This is a genomic window from Flavobacterium sp. KACC 22758 (assembly GCF_028736135.1).
GTDB lineage: Bacteria > Bacteroidota > Bacteroidia > Flavobacteriales > Flavobacteriaceae > Flavobacterium > Flavobacterium johnsoniae.
The window spans coordinates 1853899-1868176 of the sequence record NZ_CP117878.1; the positions used below are offsets into that span (position 1 = coordinate 1853899).

At 33.5% G+C, this 14278-nt stretch carries 9 protein-coding genes; 2 read left to right on the forward strand and 7 right to left on the reverse strand.

Features of this window, described 5'->3' with window-relative positions; translation table 11 throughout:
* Positions 1-101: 101 nt before the first annotated feature.
* Positions 102-2648 carry an ATP-dependent Clp protease ATP-binding subunit gene (locus PQ462_RS08025; RefSeq protein ID WP_073409774.1) on the reverse strand — a complete coding sequence of 849 codons (2547 nt, stop codon included), beginning with the start codon at positions 2646-2648 and terminating at the stop codon, positions 102-104.
* A 258-nt stretch (positions 2649-2906) separates the two neighbouring features.
* On the opposite strand from PQ462_RS08025, the gene gyrA reads away from it, so the two are divergent.
* Both gyrA and PQ462_RS08035 read left to right on the forward strand, forming a co-directional pair.
* The gene (gyrA, locus tag PQ462_RS08030; RefSeq protein WP_274253039.1) at positions 2907-5546 is read left to right on the forward strand and encodes a DNA gyrase subunit A; all 2640 of its coding nucleotides are present in this window, start codon (positions 2907-2909) and stop codon (positions 5544-5546) included.
* Positions 5547-5596: 50 nt separating this feature from the next.
* The gene (locus PQ462_RS08035) at positions 5597-6868 is read left to right on the forward strand and encodes a tetratricopeptide repeat protein (RefSeq protein ID WP_274253040.1); all 1272 of its coding nucleotides are present in this window, start codon (positions 5597-5599) and stop codon (positions 6866-6868) included.
* Between the two features lie 70 nt (positions 6869-6938).
* Here PQ462_RS08035 and PQ462_RS08040 read toward each other — a convergent pair whose 3' ends face one another.
* The 6 genes from PQ462_RS08040 to PQ462_RS08065 form a co-directional block, all read right to left on the reverse strand.
* On the reverse strand, positions 6939-7358 hold the full coding sequence (locus tag PQ462_RS08040; protein WP_012024652.1) for an OsmC family protein: 420 nt from the start codon (positions 7356-7358) through the stop codon (positions 6939-6941).
* Positions 7359-7673: 315 nt separating this feature from the next.
* Positions 7674-9653, reverse strand: a complete 1980-nt coding sequence (locus tag PQ462_RS08045; RefSeq protein ID WP_274253041.1) for a DUF349 domain-containing protein — start codon at positions 9651-9653, stop codon at positions 7674-7676.
* Positions 9654-9878: 225 nt separating this feature from the next.
* Positions 9879-10625: a lipid A phosphoethanolamine transferase gene (locus PQ462_RS08050; protein ID WP_274253042.1), complete on the reverse strand. Its 747-nt coding sequence runs from the start codon at positions 10623-10625 to the stop codon at positions 9879-9881.
* A 64-nt stretch (positions 10626-10689) separates the two neighbouring features.
* Positions 10690-11439: a shikimate dehydrogenase family protein gene (locus tag PQ462_RS08055; RefSeq protein WP_274253043.1), complete on the reverse strand. Its 750-nt coding sequence runs from the start codon at positions 11437-11439 to the stop codon at positions 10690-10692.
* 2 nt (positions 11440-11441) lie between these two features.
* The gene (locus tag PQ462_RS08060; protein ID WP_012024656.1) at positions 11442-12836 is read right to left on the reverse strand and encodes a tetratricopeptide repeat protein; all 1395 of its coding nucleotides are present in this window, start codon (positions 12834-12836) and stop codon (positions 11442-11444) included.
* 167 nt (positions 12837-13003) lie between these two features.
* Positions 13004-14197: an aspartate aminotransferase family protein gene (locus PQ462_RS08065; RefSeq protein WP_073409779.1), complete on the reverse strand. Its 1194-nt coding sequence runs from the start codon at positions 14195-14197 to the stop codon at positions 13004-13006.
* Positions 14198-14278 lie beyond the last annotated feature (81 nt).

Genomic DNA, 14278 nt, shown 5'->3' on the forward strand with positions numbered 1-14278 from the left:
CTATTTGCTTTTACTAAAGATAGTGATTTTTGCAAAAAAAATACCCGTTATGTTATGAAAACGTAACGGGTAAATTATTTTTGTTATAAATTTTAACTAATTTATTGATTAGTCGGCTCTTCGGCTTTATGAATTTCTACTGATAGTTCTTGCGAATCATCTTTTAGATCCATCATAATTTCATCACCTGAATGTATTTTTGAAGTGATGATTTCTTCGGCAAGCAAATCTTCAACATATTTCTGAATTGCTCTTTTAAGCGGTCTTGCTCCAAACTGTTTATCGAAACCTTTTTCAGCAATAAAAGCTTTTGCTTTGTCAGTTAAGCTTAACTTGTAGCCTAACTCTGCAATACGAGAATATAGTTTTTTCAATTCGATTTCGATAATCAAATCGATATCAGCTTTTTCTAGTGCATTAAATACAATTACGTCATCAATTCTGTTTAAGAATTCAGGAGCAAAAGTTTTCTTTAATGCATTTTCGATAATGCTTTTTGAGTTTTCATCTGCCTGAGCTGTTCTTGCTGCAGTCCCGAATCCAACACCTTGTCCAAAATCTTTTAACTGACGTGCACCAACGTTAGATGTCATGATGATGATAGTGTTTTTAAAGTCAATTTTACGACCTAAACTATCTGTTAAATATCCGTCATCTAAAACCTGAAGCATCATATTGAATACATCTGGGTGTGCTTTTTCGATCTCGTCTAAAAGAACTACACAATATGGTTTTCTACGAACTTTCTCAGTCAATTGCCCGCCTTCTTCGTACCCAACATATCCCGGAGGCGCTCCAACTAAACGAGAGATCGCAAATTTTTCCATGTATTCACTCATGTCGATACGAACTAATGCATCTTCAGAATCGAATAATTCTTTTGCTAATACTTTTGCCAGCTGTGTTTTACCAACACCAGTCTGACCTAAGAAAATGAACGAACCAATTGGTTTGTTTGGATCTTTAAGTCCGGCTCTGTTACGCTGAATAGAACGTGCGATTTTAAGAACGGCATCATTTTGACCAATTACTTTGTTCTGAATTAATTCAGGTAATTTGGCTAATTTATTGCTTTCTGTCTGTGCAATTCTGTTTACAGGAATTCCGGTCATCATCGAAACAACATCGGCTACATTATCTTCTGTAACTTCAATTCTGTTGTTTTTAGAATCTTCTTCCCATTGTTCTTGTGCAGCAGCAAGATCTTTTTCTATGCGTTTTTCGTCATCGCGAAGTTTGGCAGCTTCTTCATATTTTTGTTTTTTAACTACCATATTCTTCATTTCGCGAACTTCTTCTAACTGACGCTCTAAATCTAAAATTTGTTTAGGAACATCAATATTAGTAATGTGAACACGAGATCCGGCTTCATCAAGAGCATCAATCGCTTTGTCTGGTAAGAAACGTTCAGACATATAACGATCTGTAAGTTTAACACAGGCTTCAATAGCTTCTTGTGTGTAAGTTACATTGTGGTGATCTTCGTATTTGTCTTTTACGTTATTTAAAATAGCGATTGTTTCTTCAACAGAAGTTGGTTCTACAATAACTTTTTGGAAACGTCTTTCTAATGCACCGTCTTTTTCAATATATTGTCTGTACTCATCAAGAGTAGTGGCACCAATACATTGGATTTCACCTCTTGCTAAAGCAGGTTTAAACATGTTAGATGCATCAAGCGAACCTGTTGCTCCTCCAGCTCCTACAATAGTATGGATTTCATCAATAAAAAGAATGATATCGTCGTTTTTTTCAAGCTCATTCATAACGGCTTTCATTCTTTCCTCAAATTGTCCTCTGTATTTTGTTCCGGCAACTAAACTAGCCAGATCCAGAGTAACAACACGTTTGTGGAAAAGAATACGTGATACTTTCTTTTGAATAATACGTAATGCAAGTCCTTCTGCAATAGCAGATTTACCAACCCCGGGTTCTCCAATAAGAAGCGGGTTGTTCTTTTTTCTTCGGCTTAAAATCTGCGAAACACGTTCAATTTCTTTTTCGCGTCCCACAACAGGATCTAGTTTTCCTTCCTCAGCCATTTCTGTTAAATCTCTCCCAAAATTATCTAAAACCGGAGTCTTGGATTTTTTGTTTGACTTATTGGCGGGATTATTAAAACTACTTTCCTTTAAACTGTCATCTTGTCCTGAATCGTCATTATACGATTCGTTTCTTGGCAAGTTTTCTAAGAATTCTTCTTCGTTTGGCGTCATATTTAAATATTGTTCTTTAGCCACGTCATAATCTATTTTAAGTTTATTCAGCAGCTTGGTTGTTGGATCGTTTTCGTTTCGTAAGATACACAGAAGCAGGTGAGCGGTGCTTATCGACGAGCTTTGAAATACTTTAGCTTCAAGAAAAGTGGTCTTCAGGGCTCTTTCGGCCTGTCGGGTAAGGTGAAGGTTTTTCTTTTCTGTATTTACCTCAACGCTGTGATTTGCCGGGCTCAGTATTTCTACTTTCCTGCGTAAATGATCTAAATCAACTGCTAGGTTATTAAGTATATGAATAGCTTTTCCGTTACCATCTCTTAATATGCCCAGCATAAGATGTTCTGTACCAATAAAGTCATGTCCTAAACGAAGGGCTTCTTCCTTACTGTACGTAATAACATCTTTTACTCTTGGTGAAAAATTATCATCCATAATATATAATTGGTAGTGTAAATTTAATTATTTACTGGTTGAAAAACAAAAATCATACCTATCGAGATCTGCTGTCAGCTAATTGACAAAAAAAATAACAATAAAAGCGTTAAAAAACGCTTAATTTATTAACTAAAAGCGAAACTAAAGTTGTTAATAAATCATTTAAATAAGTGTAAGGAAATAGCTGAAAAAATTTTAAAAAAACGTATCTTGGCACGCTTTGAAACTAATATAATTATTTAAACATAACAACTTATGTCTGAAGGAGAAAAGTTAATTCCTATTAACATTGAAGATGAAATGAAATCAGCTTACATCGATTATTCGATGTCAGTAATTGTATCGAGAGCGCTTCCTGATGTTAGAGATGGCTTGAAACCAGTACATCGAAGAGTACTTTATGGAATGTATGATTTAGGTGTAACTTCAAGATCTGCCCATAAAAAATCTGCGAGAATTGTGGGAGAGGTTCTGGGTAAGTACCACCCGCATGGAGATACTTCTGTTTATGATGCAATGGTGCGTATGGCACAGGAATGGAGTATGCGTTATTTATTAGTGGATGGTCAGGGTAATTTTGGGTCTGTTGATGGTGACAGTCCGGCAGCGATGCGTTATACTGAGGCCAGAATGCGCAAAATTTCAGAAGAAATTATGGCAGATATCGAAAAAGAAACAGTTGATTTTCAATTGAACTTTGACGATACAATATATGAACCAAAAGTAATGCCTACAAGAGTTCCTACTTTATTAGTAAATGGAGCTACCGGTATTGCAGTTGGTATGGCAACTAATATGCCGCCGCACAATTTAACCGAAGTAATCAACGGTACTTTAGCTTATCTTGATAATAATGATATCGAAGTAGATGAGTTAATGACTCATATTAAAGCTCCTGATTTTCCAACCGGAGGTATCATTTACGGTTACGAAGGTGTTCGTGAAGCTTTTAAAACAGGTAGAGGACGTATTGTAATGCGTGCAAAAGTTGGTTTTGAAGAAGTTGACGGAAGAGAATCTATCATCGTTACCGAAATTCCATATCAGGTTAACAAAGCCGAAATGATTAAACGTACGGCAGATTTAGTTAACGAGAAAAAAATTGAAGGTATTGCTAATATCCGTGACGAATCGGATAGAAATGGTATGCGTATCGTTTATATCCTAAAACGTGATGCTACACCAAACGTAGTTTTAAATACCTTATATAAGTATACTCAATTACAATCTTCTTTTAGTGTAAACAATATTGCATTAGTAAAAGGACGTCCTCAATTATTGAATCTAAAAGATATGATTCACTATTTTATTGAGCACCGTCATGATGTAGTAGTAAGAAGAACGCAGTTTGAATTGCGTAAAGCAGAAGAAAGAGCGCATATTTTAGAAGGTTTAATTATCGCTTCTGATAATATTGACGAAGTAATTGCGTTAATTAGAGGTTCTAAAAACACAGATGAAGCAAGAGAGAAATTAATCGAAAGATTCAAATTATCAGATATTCAGGCTCGTGCAATTGTTGAAATGCGTCTGCGTCAGTTAACAGGTCTGGAGCAGGACAAATTAAGAGCTGAGTATGATGAATTGATGAAATTAATCGAGCATTTAAAAGCTTTACTTGCAGATGTTAATCTTAGAATCGACTTGATTAAAGAAGAACTTACTGAAATTCGTGATAAATACGGAGACGATCGTCGTTCTCAAATCGAATATTCGGGTGGAGATGTAAGTATTGAAGATTTAATTGCTGATGAAAATGTAGTAATTACAATTTCGCATGCAGGTTATATTAAGCGTACAAATTTATCAGAATACAAAACTCAGAATAGAGGAGGAGTTGGTCAAAAAAGTGCTGGAACAAGAGATCAGGATTTCTTAGAGCACATGTTCGTTGCAACAAACCACCAGTACATGATGTTCTTTACTCAAAAAGGAAAATGTTTCTGGATGCGTGTTTATGAAATTCCGGAAGGAAGTAAAACGGCAAAAGGAAGAGCGATTCAAAACCTTATCAATATCGAAAGTGATGATAAAGTAAAAGCTTTCATTTGTACACAAGATTTAAAAGACAAAGATTATATCAATACTCATAACCTTGTAATGGTAACAAAACAAGGACAGGTTAAGAAAACTTCTTTAGAGAAATACTCTAAACCTCGTGCTAATGGAGTTGCCGCTATTACTATTAAAGAAGGTGATGAATTGCTTGAAGCAAAATTAACCGACGGAGAAAGCCAAATTATCCTGGCAGTTAAATCTGGTAAATTGGTTCGTTTTGAAGAAACAAAAACACGTCCGATGGGAAGAACAGCTTCTGGAGTTCGTGGAATTACTTTAAAAGATGATACTGATGAAGTAATTGGTATGGTTACTGTTGGTAAAAATGATGTTGCTGATTCTCAAATTTTAGTTGTAACTGAAAACGGATACGGAAAACGTACAAAATTAGTTGATGATGATGGTGAAGACGTTTACAGAATTACAAACCGTGGCGGTAAAGGAGTTAAAACCTTAAATATTACAGATAAAACAGGAAAACTGATTTCTATTAATGCTGTAACAGATTCAGATGATTTAATGATTATCAACAAATCTGGATTGACTATTAGAATGGCAATTGAGGATTTACGTGTTATGGGACGTGCTACTCAAGGTGTTAGATTAATTAACCTAAAAGGTAAAGATTCTATTGCGGCTGTTACAAAAGTAATGAAAGATGACGCAGAAGAAGTTGTAGTTGACGAAGATGGAAACGTTGTAGAATCTGTTATTGAAAGAGTTAAACCGGATCTTGATGAAGTTCTTGAAGATGACGGAACTGCTGACGATGACGACGACGACTCTGATGATGTAGTTGAAGACGAAGACGATTCGGAAGAAGAATCTGAGGAATAAATTTAAATTAGTCCACAAGAAAATTAAATTAAATATACAAATTGAACATTATGAAAAGTAAATATGTTATACTAGCATCAGCATTACTGATTTCTGTAGCTACATTTGCTCAAAAAGATCAAATTAAAAATGCAGAAAAAGCGTTAAAAGGCGGTGATGCACAAGGAGCTCTTGCACAATTAAAAGATGCAGAGAACTTAATTGTTAATGCAAAAGATACTGAGCAGGCACAGTACTATTTCGTACAAGGAAATGCTTATTTAGACCTTGCAAACAAAAAAGTTGAAGAGAGTAAAAACTTAAGTGCTGCTGCTGACAGCTATAAAAAATTAATTGATGTTGAAAAAGCTTCTGGAAAACAGAAATATTCAACTCAGGCTGCAGCATCTATCACAAACATCAAGGGATTATTGATTAATTCTGCGATTGCTGACACTCAGGCTAACAAGCATTCAGAAGGAGCTAAGAAATTGTATGATGCTTATTTGTTAGACAAAAACGATACAATTAATCTTTATTATGCAGCTTCTACAGCTGTAAATGCTCAGGATTTTGATACTGCGCTTCCTATGTACGAAGAGTTAAAAAAATTAAACTATTCTGGAAAAGGAACTTTATACTTAGCTGTAAACAAAGCAAATAATAACGAAGATAACTTCGCTAATGCAAAAGAAAGAGATTTAGCTGTAAAATTAGGAACTCACGAAAAACCTAAAACAGAAGCTATTCCTTCAAAAAGAGGAGAAATCTACAAAAACCTGGCTTTGATTTTAGTTCAAAAAGGAAAAATTGAAGAAGCTAAGAAAGCAATTGCAGATGCAAGAAAAACAAATCCAGATGACAGCTCTTTAATTCTTACTGAAGCTAATTTATATCTTGAAACAAAAGACTACGATCAGTACAAAAAATTAGTTGGAGAGGCTTTACAAAAAGACCCAAACAATGCTGATTTAGTATTTAACTTAGGTGTATTGAGCGCAAATGCAAAAAACAATGCTGATGCTGAGAAATACTACTTAAAAGCAATCGAAATTAACCCTAACTACACAAATGCTTATTTAAATCTTGCTGCTTTAAAATTAGAAGCTGAGAAACCAATCATTGATGAAATGAATAAATTAGGTACATCTGCTAAAGATATGAAGCGTTACGATGTATTAAAAGCACAAAGAGAAGATGTTTTTAAAGGTGTTATTCCTTACCTTAAAAAAGCAAATGAGTTAGATCCTAAAAATGATGATGTTGCAAAAACATTATTAGGAGTTTACAAAGCGTTAGAAATGACAGCTGAGGCAAAAGCTCTAAAAGCTACGATGAACTAATAATATTAGGTAAATTATAAAAAAAACCATTCACATTGTGAATGGTTTTTTTATGCCTTATAATTACTTTTTAGCTCACTAATGAAGCAGATAAAGTAATTGTTGTGTTTAAAAGTTTTGAAATTGGACAGATTTCTTTTGCTTTAGCTGCTGTTTTTTCAAATTCTTCTGCTGATATAGAAGGCACTTTTCCTTTTAAATCTAAATGGATTAAAGTAATCGAACCGTCTTCAAAAGTTACTGTAGCTTCTGTAGAGAGATCATCAGCGGTAAAACCTGCTTCGTTAAGCAAGAAGCTTAATTGCATCGTAAAACAGCCTGAATGAGCCGCAGCAACCAATTCTTCGGGGTTAGTTCCAACTCCGTCAGCAAATCTTGTTTTAAAAGATAATTGAGCGTTATCTAAAGTTGTACTCTGAGTACTTATAGTTCCTTTTCCTTCCATCCCGGTTCCTTTCCAGTTGGCATTTGCTTTTCTTGTAAATTTCATTGTCTTTTAATTTAAAATTAATATTAAATGTTATTTGTTGTTAATAGCGGTAACTCAAATATAATCAATATTTTGCAGAATAGTTTTATAGAATTTAATTCGAATGTTAAGTTTGGTGTTCAAATAGAGTGAAGGTTTAACCGCAAAGTACGCAAGGTTTTTTCTATAGCTGAATGCTATTAAAACGCAAAGTTCGCAAAGCTGATTAATAAAAAGCTTTGCGAACTTTGCGTAAATCATAGCGCACTTTGCGGTAAAATGCACACATAAAAAAACTGCAATGAATAATAATTCACTGCAGTTCTTATATTTTAATTACTCCTGACCTAAGTTTCGTAATTGTTTCAATTTGTCTTTCCAAACCTCAAGACTTTCTTTGTGAATAGCAATGTTTTTACGTACTTCTGTAACAATTGAATTCTCTTTTTTAGCATTTTTAGTGTTGGTAAAGAATTGAATGTTATTTTCTAATTGGAAGATTTCATTCTGTACTTCTTCAATTTTACGCATAATAAAGATTTTTTCATTATCTAATTTGCGTGTATCGTTACTATCAGATAAAGAATCTATTCTGTTGGTAAAACGCATCATTTCAGATTCTTTTTTGCTTAAACTTAGTTTTTCAAAAAGAGCATCTAAAATTTTATTGAATTTACCTTCAATATGACGTCTGGAAAAAGGAACTTTTCCATAACCTTTCCAGATTTCAATATGCTGTTTAATTGCATCAAGATCTGTTTTATGATCTCCTGTTAACTGGTAAGCTCTTAAATTCTCTAAATATGCTTTTTTATTATCAAAAGCGGCAACTTCATCTGCATTTTCTTCTGATTTGTGTTCTTTTAGTTTATCAAAATAATGATTGCAGGCATCTTTGAATTCTTTCCAGATTTTATCTGAATATTTTTTAGGAACGTGTCCAATTTGCTTCCATTCTTCCTGAATTTGTTTCATTACTGGAGTAGTAGAGCCAAAATCAGTGCTTTCCTGTAATTCTTTTGCTTTTGCAACAAGAGCCATTTTCTTGTTCAAATTATCGTTTTGATCTTTTTTGATATCTTTATAAAACGAGTTTTTGAATGCGTTGAAATTTCTAACCGCAGTTTTAAAGGAAGCCCAGGTTTCTTCGTTTACTTCTGAAGGAACTTTTCCTGCTGCAAAAAAATCATTTCGTAAAGCTTCAACTTTTTGAATCTGAACCAGCCATTGAGAATGAGAATTCACTTTTTCAGTTCCTAGAACCTCAATTTTTGCAATGATTTCTTTTTTAGCCTCAAGATTTTGCTGTTCATTCGCTCTTTGGCTTTCAAATAAAACTTCTCTCTTATCGTGGATTTTTTTAGTCAGTTCGCTGAATTTATTCCAGATAGAATCACGATGTTCTTTTGAAACCGGACCAATATCCTCTTTCCATAAACGATGTAAATCTTGTAATTCGCGGAAAGCTTTATTTACATCAGTTTCATTTACAAGTTCTTCAACTCTTGCAATAATTTTTTGTTTTTGATCAAGATTGTGTTTAAAATCTAAATCGCGGGCTTCACGATCTAAATGCAGATAATCATAAAAATTTTCTACATGAAAGTGATAGTTATTCCAAACGTGATTGTATTTGTCTTTTGGAATTGCTCCTGCATTTTTCCATCTTTCTCTTAAATCGTTAAAATGTTTAAGAGTATCTTTTATGTTTTCCTGCGGATTTATAAGTTCTTTTAGTTCTTCAACAATTGCAAGTCTGTTTTCCAGATTTGATTTTAGATTAGTTTGTAAATGCTTAAAGTGTGCATTTCTTTTCTCTCTAAAAACATTGTAATATTCATCAAATTTTGATTTTAAAGGAGAATGATACTCAAACTCTTCGTTTGGATCTTCTTTAGATGCATTAAATTCATCTCTTTTTTCATCTAAAAAATGATTGTATTGTAGTAAAAATGATTTTTTGATTTCTTCAATATGATCTTTTACAGACATAATTTTGTCTATATTGATCAGCTTTTTAAGTTCATCAACAAGAGCATCCAAAGAAAAAGTATGATAGTCCTTCATAGGAATGTCATGACGTTCTTTTAGTGTCTCATCTTCGCTTTCTTCAGCATTTGAATTTGTTATGGCATCTAATGCATTTTGATGATCAGGTTGTTCTGTTTCAACAGTTTCTGCTACTGTGTTTTCAACAGCTTCTTCAGCTTTTTCAGAATCTGAGTTTTCAATTGCATTACTTTGCGTAGAATCGCTTATTTCGATTCCTGATTTTCCGTCTGCTTCTTGCAGGTTATCATTCTTTTCTTCTAACATTTTTAAATGTATAAGGTTTTTACTTTAAACAGTGCGAAAGATAGTAAAGGTGTTTCTAACTACAAAATAAATCGTTTGTTTATGCAGTATTTTACGATAAAATTCTTATTCATAATAGAATAATGCATATAGATATATAAAATTTTATCCCTTTTTTACAAGAAATAGAAATTTCAAATCATTGCATTTTTAAATCTTTTTTGAACATTTTCCTCATTTTTCGTCTTAGAATAAAATCAGAATCCCTGCCTCTAATCCGTAATTGTATGATTTTTGGCCTCCAAATGCAATGCTGGGATGAATGTAAATTAAATTATCGGGAGTAATTTTTCTTCCAAATTCTAAAAATGCATTGTTTTGAAATCCTTTTACAGTGTTATTATACCGAAATGCTGCATCTACAGCAATCCAGTTTCTTCCAAAAAACCATAAGATAACATTTTCAAATGCCGTTACATTTATATCATTCCGGCTGCTAGAACCCGCAAAACTGGTTTGATATTCTAAAGATGAAATCCATAAATACCTTTTTGATTGTAAATAACGGCCATAAAAAACGGTGGGAATAAAAACCCATTTTCCGCTTCCAAAACTGGGATCAGAGGCCGAATTTGAAACAACTCTTGCTCTCAAGGCAATGCCGTTATTTCTTTCCATATACGGTATAAAACTTATGCCGGCGCTGACGTCGCCAATTCCGGTTTTATTGACAGAATTAGTATTTGCTGATATTAAAGGAAGATCAAAACGAAGGTTCCAGGCTTTATTTCCTATTGGATACAGGAAACGTAATTGAGTAGTATTGTATGATCCATTTTCAGTATCTAAATACTCATTAAAAAATAAAATAGTTTTTAGAAAATAATGATATCTGGCTTCTGAAAATGGATTATTATATTGAATAGTATCTTGTGCTTTAACAGCAGATGAAAAAAGAAAAATTATGCAGAAGTAAAATTGTAATATTTTCATAACTATCTACAAATGAGTAGACTAATTTACGAAAATTACTTTAACTTCTTGAAAATCAGCTTTTTTATTTATTCCAGATCTTCCAGGCTTTCTCTGCCTGAAAAATAAGCATATCGTATCCGTTTTTGATTACTGCGCCTCTTTCTTTTGCATTTTTTAGAAATTGAGTTTCAGCAGGATTGTAAATCAAATCGTAAGCAATATGTTTTTCTGTAAAAAACTCATAAGGCAGATCCGGGCAGGCTTCTACGTTAGGACTTGTGCCAACAGGAGTACAGTTAATGATAATTTGAAAATTATCAAAAGTTGTTGCGTTGATTAAATTATAATAGATAATATTTTCTTTGGCTTCTCTCGAAACAAAAGTATACGGAATATCAAGTTCATCAAGTGCAAAAGCAACACCTTTTGAAGCACCTCCGGTTCCTAAAATCAAAGCTTTTTTATGGTGCGGCTCCAATAATGGTTTTAATGATTTTTTAAAACCGTAATAATCGGTGTTGTAGCCTTTTAATTTTCCGTTTTTGGTAAATTTAATAGTGTTTACAGCACCAATTAAAGCTGCTTTTTTTGAAAGTTTATCCAGAAAAGGAATAATTTGCTCTTTATATGGAATTGTAACATTTAAACCTTTCAAATCAGGATTGTTTTTCAATAATCCGGTAAAATGGCTGATTTCAGAAATATCGAAGTTTTCGTAGCTGTTGCCGGCGAAAATTTCGTCGTTGAATTTTTCTGTAAAATAACCTTTTGAAAATGAGTAACTAATATTACGGCCCAATAAGCCAAATCTTCTCTTTAAAACTTCAATCATTCTTATTTTCTGTGTTTTTCGATGTAATTTCTAACTGTCTTTTTTGTCCATACTACAGGAAATAAATCTTCGATAAGGATATAATTATCAAAGTTTAAACGCAAACCATTACTTAAGTGGAATTTTGCTTTTGTATTGTCCTGAATCATGAAATATAAACCTGCTAAACGATATTCGATTTCGTTTTCTTCCGGAAAATATTCTGAAGCTTGTAATAAGGTTTGAATGGCACTTTCAAATTCTCCTAAAAACTGCAGTATATCAACCCAGTATAACCAGGTATCAAGTGCATAATCTCCAAATTCTACTGCTTTTCTGTATCCAAACTCAGCCTCTTCAAAAAAGTTCATTTGTTTGTTGATCGTTGCATAACGTTTCCAATACAAACGATTTTGATTGTCAATTGCTAATGCTTTATTGACAAAAAATAAGGCTTTTTGAAAGTTTTTCTGGCGAACATGGAAATCAGTAATTGCGATCCAGCCTTTATCTAAAAGCGGGTCTTCGTGAACAGTCTGGTTGTAATATTGAAGTGCTTTTACGGCATTTCCCAGTTTTTCATAACATTTTCCTATTCGAAGTAAAGCATAAGATGTTGCATCGTCTAATTCGATTGTACGATTATAACTTTCAATTGCTTCATTGTATTTTTTAAGACGCTCATAAGCTTTTGCTTTTTCCATAAAAGCGCCCAAAAATTCGTCATCAATTAAAGTTGCGTAATCAAAAGCACGTATAGCTTCCTCATATTCTTTTACTCCATAGTGAAGTCTGCCAAGCTGATGCCAGGCAATTTCGCTGTAAGGATTTTTGTTGATATAGTCGTTTAAATATACAATAGCTTCTTTGTTTTGATCTAAAAACTCAAAACAATATACTACGTTATATAGGGCAGATTGATCTTCAAAATCTTCTTCAAGACATTTAATGAAGCTTTCCTTTGCCAGTTCAAGATTATCCATAAAAAGATATTCCATTCCAATTAAGTTATACACGTCAGCATAATCATCTGTATACTGCAGAGCAATTTTAAGTAATTCTACAGCTTTTTCGTGTTGATCTCTTTTAGAGCAGATATTGGCTTTCTGAATATAAATTTCCTCGTTGTTAGGTTCAATTGCATACAACTCGTTTAAAAGCTTCTCAGCGATTTCAAGTTTGTCTTCGTAAACCAGCATTTCTACTTGTACTAATTTTAAGCCCGTAGATTTTGGATGCTGATCTAATGCAAGTTTTAAGGCCTTTTTTGCTAAATTAGCCTTACCTATATCTAAATAATGAAGAATAATTTCTTCAAATTCTTCAGAATCAAAAAAGAGCACTTTGTTAGTTTTTAACATCGACTCAAATTTTGATAAGGATAGGTTATAATCTTCTTCTTCGTTGCTTAATTGCATACTTTGTTTTATTTGAAATTAGCCTGTTATAAATTTAGGCAACCATATTATTGATGCGGGGAAGGCAAATTAATTGTTTTGAACAATTTAATTAACAATAAGGACAGAATTTTTATTCTGTTTTTAGATTCAATCTTTTGATTTTTAAAAGATTAATTTGGTTGATATTAAGCTTGCTGTTTTCTCATTATTTCGTCCATAACTTCTAAAATTATAGAACAGCCTTCCTTTATTTCTTCTTCGGAAATGGTTAATGGCGGTGTTATTCGAATTGCACATCCTTCAAACAGAAGCCAGAACAGTATTAAACCTTTATCCTGACAATTTAAAATCACTTCATTGGTTATATCTGCTGTTTCGGTCATTGCGGCCAGCATTAATCCTTTTCCTCTAACTTCTTTTATCAAAGGATGTACCAAAAGCGATCTGAACAGTTTTTCCTTTTCCAGTGCTTCATTCATTAAATTTGTTTCAGTTAATTCCTGCAAAGTAGCAAGACAAGCTGACGCAATGACAGGATGGCCTCCAAAAGTGGTTATATGACCCAATTTAGGATTTTCTGTTAAAAGGTCCATTTTTTCTGCCGAAGCTGTAAAAGCTCCAACCGGCATACCGCCTCCCATACCTTTTCCCATTACCACAATATCTGGAACAACGTCATAGTTTTGAAAACCAAAAAGCTTCCCTGTTCTTCCAAAACCCGGCTGAATTTCATCAACAATCATCAAGGCTCCAACTTCATCACAACGCTTGCGGACTTTTTGCAGAAAGTTATTTTCCGGCTGAATAAATCCGGCACCTCCCTGAATGGTTTCAAGAAGAATTGCTGCGGTTCTGGTTGTTATTTTTTCAAGATCGGCTTCGTTGTTAAAAGTAATAAAATCTACATCCGGAAGCAAAGGTCTAAAAGCTTGTTTGCGTTCTTCAAATCCCATTACGCTCATAGAACCCATTGTGTTTCCATGATAAGCATTGTGACATGAAATAAGCTGGCTGCGTCCTGTTGTTCTTTTAGCAAGTTTCAAAGCACCTTCTATCGCTTCTGTACCCGAATTGACTAAATAGGTTTTGTTTAAAGATTCTGGCAGGAGAGAGGCCATTAATTTGCAATATTGCACAGCCGGACTTTGCGAATATTCTCCGTAAACCATTACATGCGAATATTTGTCTAACTGGTCTTTAATTGCCTGGTTCACTCTCGGATGCTGATGCCCAAGCGTGCAAGCAGAAACTCCGGCAACAAAATCTAAATATTTTTTATTGTTTGTATCGTATATGTAAGATCCAACAGCGTGCGAAACTTCCATTCCTAAAGGATAAGGAGAAGTCTGTGCCTGGTATTTTATAAAATCTGGGTTCATTTTTTTTAAGGTTCAAAGTAGCAAAGGTACTAAGGTTCTGAGGGTTCTCTTGTTTCAGGTTTAAAGTTTCAGGTTTTATAA

Coding starts and splice junctions, on each gene's coding strand:
- PQ462_RS08035 (WP_274253040.1), top strand. CDS start 5,597: ATGAAAAGTAAATATGTTATACTAGCATCAGCATTACTGATTTCTGTA.
- PQ462_RS08055 (WP_274253043.1), bottom strand. CDS start 11,439: ATGATTGAAGTTTTAAAGAGAAGATTTGGCTTATTGGGCCGTAATATT.
- gyrA (WP_274253039.1), top strand. CDS start 2,907: ATGTCTGAAGGAGAAAAGTTAATTCCTATTAACATTGAAGATGAAATG.
- PQ462_RS08040 (WP_012024652.1), bottom strand. CDS start 7,358: ATGAAATTTACAAGAAAAGCAAATGCCAACTGGAAAGGAACCGGGATG.
- PQ462_RS08050 (WP_274253042.1), bottom strand. CDS start 10,625: ATGAAAATATTACAATTTTACTTCTGCATAATTTTTCTTTTTTCATCT.
- PQ462_RS08065 (WP_073409779.1), bottom strand. CDS start 14,197: ATGAACCCAGATTTTATAAAATACCAGGCACAGACTTCTCCTTATCCT.
- PQ462_RS08045 (WP_274253041.1), bottom strand. CDS start 9,653: ATGTTAGAAGAAAAGAATGATAACCTGCAAGAAGCAGACGGAAAATCA.
- PQ462_RS08060 (WP_012024656.1), bottom strand. CDS start 12,836: ATGCAATTAAGCAACGAAGAAGAAGATTATAACCTATCCTTATCAAAA.
- PQ462_RS08025 (WP_073409774.1), bottom strand. CDS start 2,648: ATGGATGATAATTTTTCACCAAGAGTAAAAGATGTTATTACGTACAGT.